We start from the raw sequence: 13,213 nt of genomic DNA on the forward strand, positions 1-13,213 counted from the left end.
TCATGCAAAAATTGCCGAATGCACTATGTATACTCGCTAGTTGGATGAAATATAAGTCTTTTTGATATCAATTGGTACTCAATTTTATTACATCAAAAGCAATATCGGAATTTGTGCAATAATATACAAAGAATAGATAACAAGCTTGGCTAACAAAAAGCGTTAATCGCTATCAACTAACGCTTTTACTATTGCGTGATTTATTGCTTAAAGGGCTCTAACAGTAAAACATTTTTGAGTATCAAACACTTGGCTTTTTTCGATATAACCACAATCCAGGTAACGAAATGCCGATAGAGAGCGCACCGACAATAAAAGATGCCCTTAAAAAGTAAGTAACCAGCGTTTCCATTAACTCTGGGGTATAGCCATATTGAGAAATTTTCACCACAGAAATCATTGCGATATAGGCGCTGATCCCCGGAAACATAGGAATAACCGCTGCAACGGTAAAAACTTTCGGATGAGCCAACCACCAACGCGACCACTGAATCCCTATCATGCCAATTAAAATCGCGGCAAGAAAACTCGCCCATTCAATTTGCAACCCCAGCGACATTAAAATCATTCGTGAACCATAACCAATCGCGCCTAATAACCCGCAATATTTCAATGCCCTCACTGGCACATTAAACACCATTGCAAAACCAACAGCAGGGACAGCCGCTAAGACCATTTTCTCAATTAGCTCAATGAAAAACATTAGGCCCACTCCCTCAGATTCCAAATGATCATCGCCAATACAACGCCGATACAAGTTGCCAGCGTTAATAAGCTGGCCATCATCCAACGAGCAATTCCTGTATTCACGTGGCCTTTGAACATATCCGCCACCGCATTAATTAATGGAAATCCGGGAACTAACAGCAGCACGCTTGCCGCCATCGCAATGGTTTCAGTCACATTTAAATAGGGCACTTTGAGTAATAAACCCGAAACGGATGTCGCGACAAATGCTGTAATGCAGAAGTTAATCAATGGGTTAATCTGGCGAGATGTTAACACTTGCCGGATATACATCGCACAGCCACTCGCCATAAAGGTGATCAACGCACTTTCCCAACCACCTCCGTTAAGGGAACTGAAGCAAGCACAAGAAAGCGCCACCATCACCACCATTAACCAGCGGGGATAACGTAGTGGTTTGATGCCCGCTAATTTTTTTTGTAGTTGTTTACGGTCAAGTAAATGGTGTTCAACGAGGATCACTGCATGCTGAACTTCAGTCACCACATGCATATTAATACCACGGTCAATAATCCGCCGAGTCGATGTTAAACAACGCCCATCGATGATTGTGGTTAATACAAGTGAGTTAGATGAAATTGCACTATCTACCTGACTAGCGCCCAAAGCGATGCCTAAACGTGTTGTTAACTGCTCAACCAACATACTCTCAGCCCCATGCTGTAATAGCAGCAAACCGCATTCAATACACAGCTTTGTAATTTCTCTCTGTGTATCAACAAGCATTTCTTCTCCCTGCGTTTTTTCATCCGCTATGCAATCCTTCATTCTCTCCCCCAAGGATTTGACAAAAATTCAGATATTGATTTAAACATGATAATATTCATATACATCATAGAGGAAAATAACAAACTGAATTATGACCTCTTTCAGATAATTTAGTCCCGTGTCGCCATTTTGTTAGGAAATTGATTTCATGAACCAGACAAGTTCAGCCAAAACACCAAAAGGACAGCGCCGCCATCAAGCACTTATTATGGCTGCGGCGGATATTTTTCTGCAATACGGTTTTGAAGGCACGACATTAGATATGATCATCGAACGCGCGGGCGGTTCCCGGTCGACGTTATATAAAAACTTTGGAGATAAAGAAGGCTTATTTGCCGCAGTCGTGGCACATATGATAGACGATATTTTTACCGAACCAGACCATAAAGAGCCGCCTTTAAACAACATAGAAGCGGTATTATCGTTTTATGGTTCGCGTTTTTTAATCAATGTGATTAAACCCCAATCTATCGGGCTATATCGCCTAATATTGGGTGAATACAACCGCTTCCCTGATATTAGCCAACTCTTTTTCGAACAAGGCCCCGTGCAAAGCTATCAGCGCCTTGCCGAAAAGCTTGCACAAATTCCGACTGTCAAAGTCGATAAAGCCACACTGTTAAGTATTTCATCCCGTTATCTAGAGATGCTAAAAGCGGATGTTTTTATCAAAACCTTCTGTGTCGAAAACTTTAAACCTAGCGATGAATTTATCCATCAACAAATCGGGCTTTCCGTGGATATCATCGCTAGCTATATTCGTAAAATTAGTGCTAGTAAATCATAGCCCATTTAAAATTTCAGTGGCTCGCTGTTGCGCAACTTGAGAGCTTTCCACTAAAAAAACTTCAGGCCCATACAGAGATGAAATAACAGGTGCAGTGCGCTCCATTTCATCTTTATCCCCCCCATCTGGCTGTAACGTGATCACCATCGCTCGACAATATTCTGCCATCGCCTCTCTTCCATCTTTCAACCAACGACGCACGAATTTCATACATTCCATATCTTCTGCTGTTGGTTTCCCTTTCTGTTCCATAGGTGGATAAATTAAAACAAACGGGGTCTTTTTCGCTAATAATTGCTCAAGTTCCGATAACCATGACTGAGTTTCCACCATTGACGTTGGAAACGTATTCATCGCGCAGACAGGCCAGTTCTGAGTATTAATCATAATACTGTTATTCATTATCATTCCTTACGTTGGGTTGTTAACTCAATAAAGTGTACTGAAATGTACACTTTATCATTACAGGCAGTCAAGAATGATTCTCATTTATAGTTTGCAATTTATGCTATAGCCACTTCCTTTAATATTGGTATGATTAATTTGATAAAAATTAAAACTCATTGAAATATTCATCATTGGCCGATGTCTTTTTAAAAAATGGGATGCTATGCTTGCCGAAATATGACTTTTGAAAGTGAAAATATAATGAAGAATATTCTGCCAATTGCATTGGGCCTATTTGTTTCGCTGACTGCATTGAATGCAAATGCAGGACAAGTTTGTGACAAATATTTCAAAGAAATGAATGCGCTAGTTCAACAAGCGGAAGAACAATATAAAAATGAGCCTAATGCGAGTGAACAAATCGCATTAATGAAGTCGCAATTAGAAGACGCGAGGAAAACCCTCGCAAGTTATCCTGAAGATACGCAAGAGCAAGCATGCGGCCAGGCATTAACAGCTATTGAGCAGGCAAAAGAAACTGTCAATAAACCCTAATTGCTCCAAAGAAAAAGACCTGATAGCTCAGGTCTTTTTTATGAATCCAGTCTGTGTATTAAATAATAAAACTATCTTACGACTAAAACGGATATTTTTGCATAAGAGACGATCCCTGAAGCATTCGAACCCAATAAGTGGGTTGAGATACTTGGGTTACGTGAGCCAACCACAATAAGGTCGGCATGAACTTTCTCAGCTTCGTCTAATACTTTTTCTCTTGGCGAACCGAACTCCACTTTATAAGAGATCCTATCCGCGGGGAAATCCATATCTTTCACAATGTGATTAACCAGTTCAACCAGCTGTTCTTCCGAGCGTTCAATGGCCTTTTTCGTAAATGAGGCGAGCAAATCATAATGATAGCTATAACTCATCGAAAATCTTGAAACATCCGGCACTGAGTGAAATAGATGAATGTTAGCGTTATCCATTTTTGCTAAATGAATGGCTTGCTTTAACGCTTTATCGGTCAATGCATCTTCAGAAATATCAACGGGAACCAAAATAGTTTTATTCATATAAGCCCCTCTCAAGGATGTATCTCTCATTCAATTTATTCGTTTTTTGAATAGATGAGATAGCGGTTTAATGGTTATTGTTTTGCCAAGAAAAGTATAGTCTGAATAAAATGAAAATGTCGTGAACTGGTTTACTAATCTGACAATCAATTCAGTAAAATAATCACAACATTTGGCAACTTATTCAATCTAATCCTCTTCTAGATGCCATTTATGTAATATTCGATGAATAAATGGCGTGACGATTAAGCCAATACTAATAATGAATACACTTTGTAAAAATAAACCATAAATAGCAATAAAGAAACGGCCTGTTTGGGTGATTGGTGCAGGCTCAATCGCTTGGCCACTCAGCATTGATAATGCGTTTAGCATAGATTCCATTATCGAATGCCCTTCAATAAAATAAAAACCAATAATCCCAGGCAGTAAGCCAATAAAAAACACTAATAACGCTAAAAAATAAAAACGCAGAACTCGCAAAACAAAATGTTCCATGCGCATTAATTCTTTAGTGAATTTCTCCATAAAAATCCTACTCAATCCATACCGATATGCCAATTCAACAATGATCTTGTAAACGACATAAAAAAACCTATGCAACATTATGGAAACTTCATTGCATAGGTTTTAAAAAAGAATAAATTAACGAACAACCAGTACGGATGTTTCTGCGTAGCGAACAATTCCTGCCGCTGTAGAACCTAACAAGTGGGTCGTAATATTTGGACGGCGAGAACCAATCACAATAATATCAGCATTAATATCCTTTGCGGTGTTAATCACTTCATCACGAGGTGAACCAAACGTGATAGTGTAACTGACATCATCATGAGGAAGATCAATCGAATCCATCAACATTTTCATGTCTTCTTCTGCTTTCACTGTCGCTCGGTCTTTAATTTCCATATAACCCAACGCATACGCATTAATAATCGCCGAAGAGATAGGCAATACGTGGATCAGATGAATTTTTGCGCCAGATTGTTTCGCTAAATTTACCGCATGACGAACCGCTTTACTGGTCAACTCTTCTTCAGTGAGATCGATAGGGACCAAAATCGTTTTGTACATAAGCCCTCCTGATAAATTATCGAATAAACATTAACAATAAAATTATAATCAACTGTACGTAAATGTCTCTTATCTCAAAAGATAAATGAGATCTCCGGCTACAAATTCACAACATTATTTCTTTATCAGCATCTAAATTCACTTCAGCACTCGGAGAAAAAGCGAAAAATATTAAATATTTTTCGCCAGAATTAAATGAGATTGTAGCAAAATGAACCAATGAAACCATTAATCAATTTGTTTTTTAAGCACTTTTTGGATTTTCGATGAGATAAAAAATTTTAATAGTTATATGAAAAAAGGGGTTGATTTCTTAAATGAGAATAGTTATCTTTTATCTCGTGAATAGTTGAGTAAATTACTCGGTCTTTTCACAACGACATTGCTCACATTGCTTCCAGTTTAGCTGGCCAACTCATTTGAGTTGGCCTTTTTTTTATTCTATTGGCAAGCAATATTTCATCAAAACTTAACCTGTAATATCCGTCATTTATTGAGGATAGCGCCTCCAAAGCTCCAGTTTTTTAAATGTCCGACATAAGTTAAACGCTCTGTTGGCATAAAGGTAGGTACGTCCCCTGAACGCATATGCAAAATATCGGCAGGTGTAATCCATGATGAGTTCCCCTCAAATAGCGGCACACCGGCATATTTATACGCATCTAGGACAAACTGCGAACAAAAGAAACCGTTGGCTTGTTCAATATCATCCCCTAATTGCACTGTAGCTAATGTTTTAAGACAAAAATTACGGATAGTCTGGCCAATCAGCGGTAATTCACAAACGCGCTTTGTCAGCATCCATGGCGCAATCATGATAATCCCTTTCATGTTGTATTTGCCTCCATCATTAGCAGTAGAAAACTCACGCAGTTTTTCTGCATGAAATGACGTCAATAAGTTATGCCGTAATACAACCATATTATTAGAATCTGTGATTGCTTGGTCGAGAGGAATAATTCTGACCCCACTCCCAACCGATTCTGCCACCTGACCAAACCCTAAATAAATAGAAGCGTGACTCACCCCGCTCACGCTAAATAAGCGGATCCCCCACGAGTTCATCCCCGTAGCTGAAGATAAAAGGATATCTCCAGGCAACATATCTGCCACCGTCAATGTTTCAACTGAATCCTTAATCGGGATCGTGTTTGCATGCTGAATACTAAATTTCAGCTTATTTGACTCATCGTCAGTTTTAAATTGTGTTGAACAACCATTTATAAATAGAAAACAAAAAAATAGCATCCATTGGCATAATTTCATCTACACATATCCATTTTAGTTGTATTTATCATTATCCTCGATCTCGATTTTATCGAGAGAATATGACTATCACACTATTTTATTTTCTTTAATAGATAGAAACTGAGTGGCGATCACAAAAAATCGCTGAATGATCATGAACCATTCCAATGCTAAAACACCATCAGATAATTCAAAAAAAGATATGGATATATGAAAGGGATTTATTATTGCATTACTTAAACCCTCTAGCCAATCTAGAGGGTCACATCTTACCCTGAAATTAACTTAGATATATTCCGGATAAAATACGCTGATAGAGTGATAGGTTTTCTTTTCTGTAGCTTTATTTTTCTGTACCGCAACGAACGGCTTATCTTTTAGCTCTTCAGGTAAAGCCGTAGCATTTTCCTTTGCAATCACAGAAACTTGAATATTACGCTTAGAACGACTTAACTTGAACGGCATCCCTAATAAGCGACGAGCTTGGTTATTACTTACCATCATAAACTCCTTAACTAAAAAATTTAAATTCATAAACTGAACATCAAAAAAATAGTCAGTGTAGGTCACTAGGTTTATTTTATTCCCGCATTATCTAAAAAATAAAATAAGTAACTTTAGTAGTATAGCAGCAATAAAATATTATTTAATGAAGATTTACTGAACAGTCTCAGGGCGTTACTAATCAATTTCTCTAAGAGTAATAATAAAATAAATCTCTAATATGTGATTAATTACAGAAAGATAATTCCAATATTAAAACTGATAAGATAGATATCAGTTAAAAATAATCTCGGCTTTATTTATATTATCGATAAAAACTGATATTACCGGATTGACTCCCCATAAATACGCTCAGTATAGTAAGAAAACAGCACATATGAGGTACTTATCAATGAAGACGATTGGACTTATCGGGGGAATGAGCTGGGAATCAACCCAACTCTATTATCAGCAAATAAATGAAGGTATTAAGCAGAAACTTGGAGGGTTACATTCCGCTAAGATTGTTTTATACAGCGTTGATTTTGCTGAAGTTGAATATTTTCAATCTCACGGTCAATGGGATCTTGCTGCCGACCATTTAGCAAAAGCAGGAATGAGATTACAAGCGGCCGGCGCTGATTTTTTGGTTTTGTGTACAAATACCATGCACAAAGTCGCCCCACAAATCGAAGAAAAATCCAACCTTCCTCTCCTTCACATTGCAGATACAACAGGTGAACAAATAATACAATCAGGCATTACAACTATTGGGTTGTTAGGTACTGCATTTACCATGGAGCAAGCTTTTTATAAAGATCGTCTGATTGATAAATTTAACTTAAGGGTGGTCACACCAAATGAGGCAGACAGAAAAATCGTTCACGATATTATCTATAATGAGTTGTGTTTAGGGGTTATCTCTGAGACTTCACGAACCGAGTATCGACGCATCATGAAATCACTCGTTGAACAAGGCGCTGAAGGTATTATTCTTGGATGTACTGAAATCACGTTGCTGGTAAATGACGATGATACTTCCGTTCCCGTTTTTGATACCACAGCAATTCATGCGCAGAGTGCGGTTAAATACGCACTAAAAAACCAGTAATAGTGAGTTTCCATACATTAGGATAATTATCATAAAATTATCCTATCATTACCAAAATACAGATACTTCCCTATTAACGTTTAACATATCTATGTTATTTATTGTCCACCACTAATTTTAGGGCTGTACCGATGAACGAAAGAAAACTTAACAACCTCTCTTTAGGACAATTCATCAAAGAACAGCGTCTCGCTCGTCAAATAACGGTCACCGAGATAGCTGAAGCCATTTCAGTTTCAGAGCGCGCATATTCCCGATATGAAGATGGTTCCTCCTCGATATATGTTGGGCATCTTATTGCACTGAGCTCAGTATTAGATGTTGAGCTTCGAATACTGCTCGACGCTTATTTAAAACCAGAACAATAATATTTATGTCATCCTCTTAGCATAAAGCTCCTAGCTTTCACTTTATGCTAAGTATCGTTTTTTGATGAGTTTACTTCTTAGTGTTGAATATAAAATACACTCATCATAAATATTTCCGCTATTTTTCCACTATAAAGTAGGTATTCCACAGGTGTTGCAATCATACTAATTGTGTTTAACATCGTTTCAGCGATCATTTCTACTGGGTTAAATGCAGGCATGTTTATTCTCCTTTTTAGACACACTATCTTAGCTAGGTAGTCTCGCCTATAGGATTAAGTGCAAATTGCTTCCAATAAAATCAATAAAAAGCCCCACACTTGGCGAGGCTGTGAATTGTAGTAATCTATCGAGTTAGCTTAGTTCTGGTGGGTTTTTCAATATTTGATGAATCTCTTCTTTAAGGCGCAGTTTTTCTTTTTTTAACTCTATAACATCAGTGCCATACCCACTTCTGTCTGGATGCTCCAGTCTGGCTATTTCATGATCGAGTTGATTATGCCGATTAAATAAGGCTCTAAAATCCGGATCTGACTGACGAAGCTGCGAGATTAAATCACGATACTCTGGGAACATAAGTCATTACTCCATTAGCTGATTAATACGCACGATCCAGTGTCACGTAGATTGAAAATGAAGTCACTTTACTTATTGTAAATATAGGACAAGTATCACTAATATTAACCTGTGATTCGACTAGAGACTTACGGCTTCACTTTATAGCGGCTTGCGATAGCGATGCGATTAAAAGAACCAATGATGATAGATATCCATTCAATTAATGCTAGTTGTTCATCGTTCCAGTATTCCGCAGCTTTTTTATAAATATCACTAGGAATATGACCGGAATGAACCATATTGACTGATTCAGCCAATAAGAATGCGGCCTTTTCTTTTTCAGAAAAATAATCCGCCTCTTCCCATACTGCGACCAATGCGATTTTATCAATATTAACATGGCATTTTTGAGCATCTTGCGTATGAAGCCTCACACAAAAAGCACACCCATTAATCTGAGATATTCTCAATTTAAGTAGATGAATAAACCCTTCTTCCATTCCTAATGATACTGCTTGCTGATCAATATGATTGCTAATCTCAATCAGCTTGTTATACGCATCAGGAGAACTTTTAGATAATGATGCTCTGTTCATATACACTCCAAGTTACATTGCAATGAAATATATATAACCAGTTTCAATAAAACTCATCTATCGATTTAGTGTTGCACAATCGCCGGTGAAGCTATACCTCCCTTCAAACCGATAAGAACACGAACACGAGATAGAACCTTTTTCACTAACCAGATAACCTTTAAACACACAAAGGATTATTAACATGCTTAGAAAATTGACACTCATCGCAGCTCTTTTCATCGCAGCCAATGCTCATGCTGGCAACGATTTAACTATCAGTAAGTTAGCTAGTGATGCAAATACTAAAGCAGCACTCCAACAAGTTGTAAAAAACAACGACCTCCCGTCATGGATCTTAACTGGTGGCACTGAATCCCCATCAAATACTGTGACTTTAAACGGTAATGAATACCAAGTAGCAACAGCGTGCAAACCTCACAATTGCCCTGCAGAGCGAATTGCGATTATGTACTCTAAAGAAAAGAATGTGATGGCAGGTGTATTCTCTTCAAATGATGAAAAGAACAATACTGAGGATTTACTCTGGTTTAATATCACCGATGACTTATCAATCGATGGGAAAACAGTTTTATTTGCGGCTCTTACGGGTAGCCTCGATAATCACCCTAATGACTTCAACTATAAGTAATTAAAATTAAAGAGGTTACTTGCAAAATTAGCCCACAGATGCCAATCGAATGGCATTAAGGTAGAAGCCCAAGGACGGGCTAGATTAATTACTTTGCAGTCAATTTGTAACTCTCATCAATCAACGCTTTAAGCTCATCTTCTGGAAATCCACTGTCCAACTTTATAGTAATCCAGTGCTCTTTATTCATATGATATGCTGGATATACCCCTTCCTTTAACCTCAACGAACCCACTAATTCAGGAGGAGATTTGAGGTTTACAATATTTACCATCTCATCACGCTCGCTTTCATATAATTTCTTTGATGAAATCGTCAGAATGGCAGCAAACCACTTTGCGTTATTTTTATGCCTATAAATGATGTAACTAGGAAATTTAGCCCATGGGTACTCAGCAACTGCACCATAATTACTCTGGATATACTCCATAAGTTCATTTTTTTTCATCTCACCATCCTACTAATAAGTTTCAATTATGCTAACTTGGCGAGAATATAAATTGCAACAAACGAAAAAATGCCCGAATTTCGCCTAACTTATGACACTATTGTCAAAATAAAAATTTTAGGTAATCTTACATCAGTTTATTATGTAATTACTTCATTAAATTATTTTTTAGGAAAAATTATGTTTGAATCTAAAAATATGCCATTAATTTCTTTCCGCTCTTTTTTAAAACGAATGCTATTACATTTTGGCTACGCTTTTGCACTTATCGTTACCACTTTATTCATTGGCATTGTCGGGCATATAGCTTTTGATTCAAGCATAAGTTGGCATGATGCTACATTCAACAGTGCCTTTATCGCTAACGGAATTGGTCCATACATTGTTCCGCAAAACATTTCAGGAAAGATTTTTTTCGCTTTTTATGGTGTATTCACCAGTCTGGTTTTTATGACCACTCTAGGATTGATATTTGCGCCTATTGCGCATCGAATGTTACACAAATTCCATTTAGATGATGAGTAAAAAAACCTCGTCTGGTTAAACGCCATGACCTAAAGCATGATCTTTTCAAGCTCTCGCCACTGGCAATTCATCAAAATTTGTCGTGTATGCTGGTGAGAACATTTCACTCTTCATCTGATATCCACTATCTCTTCCTTTCACAGAAAACCCCAACCAGAGTGGTAAAGTGATGGATGATAATATTAAAAGAAGACCGATTAATAAGCATTGAGAAATATTAAGCATACGGATAAATATCTCTTCTAATATCATAGAATGTACCCTTCATTGCTAATATTGATTGATAGCGAAATAAGTGCTAGCACTTAAAGTATTAATACTAAAAATATAGCAACTCATTTTCATTTTTCAGATATCACTGACCTTATGATTCAATATCAATGATAGAAGCTAATATTACAGCTCTATTCAAATGAAAATATCAATCAAGTTGTTCTGCTATAATTAAAATGATCTTTTGTAACTTATAACTTCACACCTAAAAGGAAGAAAATATGTTGAAAAAAATCAGTTTCCTCATTTGCTCATTAGCTGTTGTTTTCACATTAACTGCCTGTAATACCACTAAAGGTGTTGGCGAAGACATAGAGGCTGGAGGTAAGGCAATACAGAGAGTAGCCCAGTAAAAGCCTACATTTAACAGATTAATAAAACACTAGCGGGTTAGAGATGAAGATATCTTCTAGTGTTTTACGACTATCAATGGATAGCTTTAAATATTTCATTTAAGTATACTTATTAAGCTTTTTTAGAAGAATTTCTATTAACTGACTCCAGCTTATAAGGAATATTACATATGAAAAGAAGAATAATTATTGCTACATTAATAACATTATTTATTCCAGCCATTGCGAGTGCGTCATGTGAAAGCGTTGTTGAAGAAATTACGCAAAAAATTATTAACAATGGCGTGCCTGAAGAGAGCTTTACCATTACCGTTGTTTCAAATGAAGAAGCAGCCTCACAACAAGGTACTGTTGTAGGTAACTGTTCTAATGAAACACAAAAAATTATTTATACAAAAAAATAATTCCCCCAAAAAGGGCTTGTTTCAAAGCCCTTTCATTTCTCATTGCCAACGCAATAAGACGCAATCATCTTCCAGCAAATGCTCACCAACCACAAATTGATTTGTGTTAATAGCATTTGTAAAGTTCGCTACCACTATTGTGATTGTAGTCATGGTTATCCAATTTAAGTTAAATTACCCAACCCGCTATGGGGTGATATCTGTGCATTGGTGAGATTTTTATATTAATTGTTAACATATTAATAGCTTAAGTAGTTGGATTTGTTGACCACTTTATTGTCAAATCGTTGTTGCTCAGTTTCCCATATTGCTTTCCTGTTAAAAATATACTTTACTATTGGATAAAATTTTCATTACATAAGAGAGCTGTATTAATAAATATATATGTATACTAACCCCATTACTCTCTTACTCATATTTATCCCTGCCCTTGCCTGCATCCTATTCATTATTGCTCAAGATAAAAAACAACCAGATACAGTGACACTCTTTTTAAAGTTCTCTATCTACTTGTTAAGCACTCTGGCTTTCATAAATTTAATTTTTTTCGCAAGAGCGTTCACTGATTGGTATTAACGTAAGCGCTCCGTTCTAGTGTTATCTTGCAAACCAAGTATCATTTGCTTGAACTTCGCGATTCGTTGTCTGAGTAGCCAATAATTTCGGATAACGGAGTCCGTAGGTCGGGCAGTGATTGCACCATCCAAGCTGGTGGCAGCAACAATTACGATTTTTTACAGCTGGCTTTGATGTTCCCTGCACTAACAAATATTAGGCGAAAAAAAACCCGCCATTGCTGACGGGTTAGAAAATACAGAAAAATTATTTTGTATCTTTATTTTCAATAGCTATGATCTGAGGTTTCTCTTCTTCTGGAATTTCATATTCAATATTTAATGTTAACAAACCGCTTGATAACTCTGCGCTTTCAATTTTTACATTCTTACCGAGATTAAATTCAAGAGAAAATTTATTTTGTGTTATCCCTTTATGGATCCATTTCTCTGAATCATTAACTAATTCAGTTGATTGCTCACCTTGTACATAGAGTTTCCCACCTTTTAAGGATACGCTTAAGTCATCCTCTTTATAACCAGGAACACTGACCGTTAATTGATAATTTGATTCATTTATTTGTTTTAAATTATATGGATGTTCTGAGGTTAATGGTCGATTACCAGTTAATTGGCTGAATAAACGATCCATTTGGTCAAATCTGCTAGAAAGCAGGTTATCAGATAATGCTGGAAATAATGAAAAAGATCTAATGTTAGACATAATTTCTCCTTCAATATAAAACTAACTACCTATTACATAAGCACCATTAGCCATTTGCCCGTATGGATTAACTCTTTATCTTGGTGCATAACTTATAT

The 13,213-nt window shown here is 36.8% G+C and carries 19 protein-coding genes and 4 pseudogenes; 8 read left to right on the forward strand and 15 right to left on the reverse strand.

What is annotated here, in order from left to right:
- Positions 1 to 217: 217 nt before the first annotated feature.
- Together GKR74_RS13380 and GKR74_RS13385 are read right to left on the reverse strand one after the other, a co-directional pair.
- Positions 218 to 703: pseudogene (locus GKR74_RS13380) on the reverse strand (threonine/serine exporter).
- Positions 703 to 1,515 carry a threonine/serine ThrE exporter family protein gene (locus tag GKR74_RS13385; protein WP_154603959.1) on the reverse strand — a complete coding sequence of 271 codons (813 nt, stop codon included), beginning with the start codon at positions 1,513 to 1,515 and terminating at the stop codon, positions 703 to 705. The pseudogene GKR74_RS13380 and the gene GKR74_RS13385 overlap by 1 nt, the downstream one beginning before the upstream one ends.
- A gap of 148 nt (positions 1,516 to 1,663) precedes the next feature.
- Between GKR74_RS13385 and GKR74_RS13390 the strand changes: the two genes are divergently transcribed.
- Complete coding sequence (locus tag GKR74_RS13390) at positions 1,664 to 2,302, forward strand: TetR/AcrR family transcriptional regulator (protein WP_154603960.1); 639 nt, start codon at positions 1,664 to 1,666, stop codon at positions 2,300 to 2,302.
- Here the strand turns inward: GKR74_RS13390 and GKR74_RS18215 are convergent.
- The gene (locus tag GKR74_RS18215; RefSeq protein WP_230089160.1) at positions 2,297 to 2,704 is read right to left on the reverse strand and encodes a hypothetical protein; all 408 of its coding nucleotides are present in this window, start codon (positions 2,702 to 2,704) and stop codon (positions 2,297 to 2,299) included. The two genes, GKR74_RS13390 and GKR74_RS18215, sit on opposite strands and share 6 nt — an antisense overlap.
- Positions 2,705 to 2,950: 246 nt before the next feature.
- Between GKR74_RS18215 and GKR74_RS13400 the strand changes: the two genes are divergently transcribed.
- Positions 2,951 to 3,244 carry a DUF5339 domain-containing protein gene (locus GKR74_RS13400; protein ID WP_154603961.1) on the forward strand — a complete coding sequence of 98 codons (294 nt, stop codon included), beginning with the start codon at positions 2,951 to 2,953 and terminating at the stop codon, positions 3,242 to 3,244.
- A gap of 71 nt (positions 3,245 to 3,315) precedes the next feature.
- Here the strand turns inward: GKR74_RS13400 and GKR74_RS13405 are convergent, their stop codons facing one another.
- From GKR74_RS13405 to sra, 5 genes and pseudogenes are all read right to left on the reverse strand, one after another.
- Positions 3,316 to 3,765: a universal stress protein gene (locus tag GKR74_RS13405; RefSeq protein WP_036954742.1), complete on the reverse strand. Its 450-nt coding sequence runs from the start codon at positions 3,763 to 3,765 to the stop codon at positions 3,316 to 3,318.
- A 189-nt stretch (positions 3,766 to 3,954) separates the two neighbouring features.
- Positions 3,955 to 4,293 (reverse strand): hypothetical protein, encoded by a 339-nt coding sequence (locus GKR74_RS13410; protein WP_036954745.1) that lies wholly within the window; start codon positions 4,291 to 4,293, stop codon positions 3,955 to 3,957.
- Positions 4,294 to 4,410: 117 nt separating this feature from the next.
- On the reverse strand, positions 4,411 to 4,839 hold the full coding sequence (locus GKR74_RS13415) for a universal stress protein (protein WP_006660028.1): 429 nt from the start codon (positions 4,837 to 4,839) through the stop codon (positions 4,411 to 4,413).
- 441 nt (positions 4,840 to 5,280) lie between these two features.
- A pseudogene (locus GKR74_RS13420) lies at positions 5,281 to 6,105 on the reverse strand (YaeF family permuted papain-like enzyme).
- A 267-nt stretch (positions 6,106 to 6,372) separates the two neighbouring features.
- Complete coding sequence (gene sra / locus GKR74_RS13425) at positions 6,373 to 6,591, reverse strand: stationary-phase-induced ribosome-associated protein (protein WP_230088637.1); 219 nt, start codon at positions 6,589 to 6,591, stop codon at positions 6,373 to 6,375.
- Between the two features lie 391 nt (positions 6,592 to 6,982).
- Between sra and GKR74_RS13430 the strand changes: the two genes are divergently transcribed.
- Positions 6,983 to 7,681, forward strand: a complete 699-nt coding sequence (locus GKR74_RS13430) for an aspartate/glutamate racemase family protein (RefSeq protein WP_154603963.1) — start codon at positions 6,983 to 6,985, stop codon at positions 7,679 to 7,681.
- A gap of 131 nt (positions 7,682 to 7,812) precedes the next feature.
- Complete coding sequence (locus tag GKR74_RS13435) at positions 7,813 to 8,049, forward strand: helix-turn-helix domain-containing protein (RefSeq protein ID WP_154603964.1); 237 nt, start codon at positions 7,813 to 7,815, stop codon at positions 8,047 to 8,049.
- A 77-nt stretch (positions 8,050 to 8,126) separates the two neighbouring features.
- Here the strand turns inward: GKR74_RS13435 and GKR74_RS17900 are convergent, their stop codons facing one another.
- From GKR74_RS17900 to GKR74_RS13445, 3 genes are all read right to left on the reverse strand, one after another.
- Positions 8,127 to 8,270, reverse strand: coding sequence for a hypothetical protein (locus tag GKR74_RS17900; protein ID WP_195848772.1), 144 nt, complete (start codon positions 8,268 to 8,270; stop codon positions 8,127 to 8,129).
- A 133-nt stretch (positions 8,271 to 8,403) separates the two neighbouring features.
- Positions 8,404 to 8,625, reverse strand: coding sequence for a YdcH family protein (locus GKR74_RS13440; RefSeq protein WP_108478997.1), 222 nt, complete (start codon positions 8,623 to 8,625; stop codon positions 8,404 to 8,406).
- 128 nt (positions 8,626 to 8,753) lie between these two features.
- Positions 8,754 to 9,203 carry a carboxymuconolactone decarboxylase family protein gene (locus GKR74_RS13445; protein WP_154603965.1) on the reverse strand — a complete coding sequence of 150 codons (450 nt, stop codon included), beginning with the start codon at positions 9,201 to 9,203 and terminating at the stop codon, positions 8,754 to 8,756.
- 184 nt (positions 9,204 to 9,387) lie between these two features.
- Here GKR74_RS13445 and ivy point away from each other — a divergent pair, with 184 nt between their 5' ends.
- Positions 9,388 to 9,834 carry an Ivy family C-type lysozyme inhibitor gene (ivy, locus tag GKR74_RS13450; protein WP_154603966.1) on the forward strand — a complete coding sequence of 149 codons (447 nt, stop codon included), beginning with the start codon at positions 9,388 to 9,390 and terminating at the stop codon, positions 9,832 to 9,834.
- An 88-nt stretch (positions 9,835 to 9,922) separates the two neighbouring features.
- Here ivy and GKR74_RS13455 read toward each other — a convergent pair whose 3' ends face one another.
- Positions 9,923 to 10,282: an MmcQ/YjbR family DNA-binding protein gene (locus GKR74_RS13455; protein WP_154603967.1), complete on the reverse strand. Its 360-nt coding sequence runs from the start codon at positions 10,280 to 10,282 to the stop codon at positions 9,923 to 9,925.
- 180 nt (positions 10,283 to 10,462) lie between these two features.
- Between GKR74_RS13455 and GKR74_RS13460 the strand changes: the two genes are divergently transcribed.
- Positions 10,463 to 10,807 carry a two pore domain potassium channel family protein gene (locus GKR74_RS13460; RefSeq protein ID WP_154603968.1) on the forward strand — a complete coding sequence of 115 codons (345 nt, stop codon included), beginning with the start codon at positions 10,463 to 10,465 and terminating at the stop codon, positions 10,805 to 10,807.
- 15 nt (positions 10,808 to 10,822) lie between these two features.
- Here GKR74_RS13460 and GKR74_RS13465 read toward each other — a convergent pair.
- A pseudogene (locus tag GKR74_RS13465) lies at positions 10,823 to 11,059 on the reverse strand (DUF4113 domain-containing protein).
- A 242-nt stretch (positions 11,060 to 11,301) separates the two neighbouring features.
- On the opposite strand from GKR74_RS13465, the gene GKR74_RS13470 reads away from it, so the two are divergent.
- Positions 11,302 to 11,433: an entericidin A/B family lipoprotein gene (locus GKR74_RS13470; protein WP_036954779.1), complete on the forward strand. Its 132-nt coding sequence runs from the start codon at positions 11,302 to 11,304 to the stop codon at positions 11,431 to 11,433.
- Positions 11,434 to 11,603: 170 nt separating this feature from the next.
- Entirely contained in the window at positions 11,604 to 11,837 is a 234-nt protein-coding gene (locus GKR74_RS13475) for a DUF1161 domain-containing protein (protein ID WP_036954782.1), read from the forward strand.
- Between the two features lie 502 nt (positions 11,838 to 12,339).
- On the opposite strand, the pseudogene GKR74_RS13480 reads toward GKR74_RS13475, so the two are convergent.
- Together GKR74_RS13480 and GKR74_RS13485 are read right to left on the reverse strand one after the other, a co-directional pair.
- A pseudogene (locus GKR74_RS13480) lies at positions 12,340 to 12,540 on the reverse strand (hypothetical protein).
- Between the two features lie 119 nt (positions 12,541 to 12,659).
- The gene (locus GKR74_RS13485; RefSeq protein WP_154603971.1) at positions 12,660 to 13,115 is read right to left on the reverse strand and encodes an Hsp20 family protein; all 456 of its coding nucleotides are present in this window, start codon (positions 13,113 to 13,115) and stop codon (positions 12,660 to 12,662) included.
- Between the last annotated feature and the right edge of the window lie 98 nt (positions 13,116 to 13,213).

The organism is Providencia sp. wls1914 (assembly GCF_009706645.1).
In the GTDB taxonomy this organism is placed as follows: Bacteria; Pseudomonadota; Gammaproteobacteria; order Enterobacterales; family Enterobacteriaceae; genus Providencia; species Providencia zhijiangensis.

What these genes read in the sequence shown, in the direction of transcription:
- GKR74_RS13385 (WP_154603959.1), bottom strand. Translation starts at nt 1,515, where the DNA reads ATGAAGGATTGCATAGCGGATGAAAAAACGCAGGGAGAAGAAATGCTT.
- GKR74_RS13390 (WP_154603960.1), top strand. Translation starts at nt 1,664, where the DNA reads ATGAACCAGACAAGTTCAGCCAAAACACCAAAAGGACAGCGCCGCCAT.
- GKR74_RS18215 (WP_230089160.1), bottom strand. Translation starts at nt 2,704, where the DNA reads ATGAATAACAGTATTATGATTAATACTCAGAACTGGCCTGTCTGCGCG.
- GKR74_RS13400 (WP_154603961.1), top strand. Translation starts at nt 2,951, where the DNA reads ATGAAGAATATTCTGCCAATTGCATTGGGCCTATTTGTTTCGCTGACT.
- GKR74_RS13405 (WP_036954742.1), bottom strand. Translation starts at nt 3,765, where the DNA reads ATGAATAAAACTATTTTGGTTCCCGTTGATATTTCTGAAGATGCATTG.
- GKR74_RS13410 (WP_036954745.1), bottom strand. Translation starts at nt 4,293, where the DNA reads ATGGAGAAATTCACTAAAGAATTAATGCGCATGGAACATTTTGTTTTG.
- GKR74_RS13415 (WP_006660028.1), bottom strand. Translation starts at nt 4,839, where the DNA reads ATGTACAAAACGATTTTGGTCCCTATCGATCTCACTGAAGAAGAGTTG.
- sra (WP_230088637.1), bottom strand. Translation starts at nt 6,591, where the DNA reads ATGATGGTAAGTAATAACCAAGCTCGTCGCTTATTAGGGATGCCGTTC.
- GKR74_RS13430 (WP_154603963.1), top strand. Translation starts at nt 6,983, where the DNA reads ATGAAGACGATTGGACTTATCGGGGGAATGAGCTGGGAATCAACCCAA.
- GKR74_RS13435 (WP_154603964.1), top strand. Translation starts at nt 7,813, where the DNA reads ATGAACGAAAGAAAACTTAACAACCTCTCTTTAGGACAATTCATCAAA.
- GKR74_RS17900 (WP_195848772.1), bottom strand. Translation starts at nt 8,270, where the DNA reads ATGCCTGCATTTAACCCAGTAGAAATGATCGCTGAAACGATGTTAAAC.
- GKR74_RS13440 (WP_108478997.1), bottom strand. Translation starts at nt 8,625, where the DNA reads ATGTTCCCAGAGTATCGTGATTTAATCTCGCAGCTTCGTCAGTCAGAT.
- GKR74_RS13445 (WP_154603965.1), bottom strand. Translation starts at nt 9,203, where the DNA reads ATGAACAGAGCATCATTATCTAAAAGTTCTCCTGATGCGTATAACAAG.
- ivy (WP_154603966.1), top strand. Translation starts at nt 9,388, where the DNA reads ATGCTTAGAAAATTGACACTCATCGCAGCTCTTTTCATCGCAGCCAAT.
- GKR74_RS13455 (WP_154603967.1), bottom strand. Translation starts at nt 10,282, where the DNA reads ATGAAAAAAAATGAACTTATGGAGTATATCCAGAGTAATTATGGTGCA.
- GKR74_RS13460 (WP_154603968.1), top strand. Translation starts at nt 10,463, where the DNA reads ATGTTTGAATCTAAAAATATGCCATTAATTTCTTTCCGCTCTTTTTTA.
- GKR74_RS13470 (WP_036954779.1), top strand. Translation starts at nt 11,302, where the DNA reads ATGTTGAAAAAAATCAGTTTCCTCATTTGCTCATTAGCTGTTGTTTTC.
- GKR74_RS13475 (WP_036954782.1), top strand. Translation starts at nt 11,604, where the DNA reads ATGAAAAGAAGAATAATTATTGCTACATTAATAACATTATTTATTCCA.
- GKR74_RS13485 (WP_154603971.1), bottom strand. Translation starts at nt 13,115, where the DNA reads ATGTCTAACATTAGATCTTTTTCATTATTTCCAGCATTATCTGATAAC.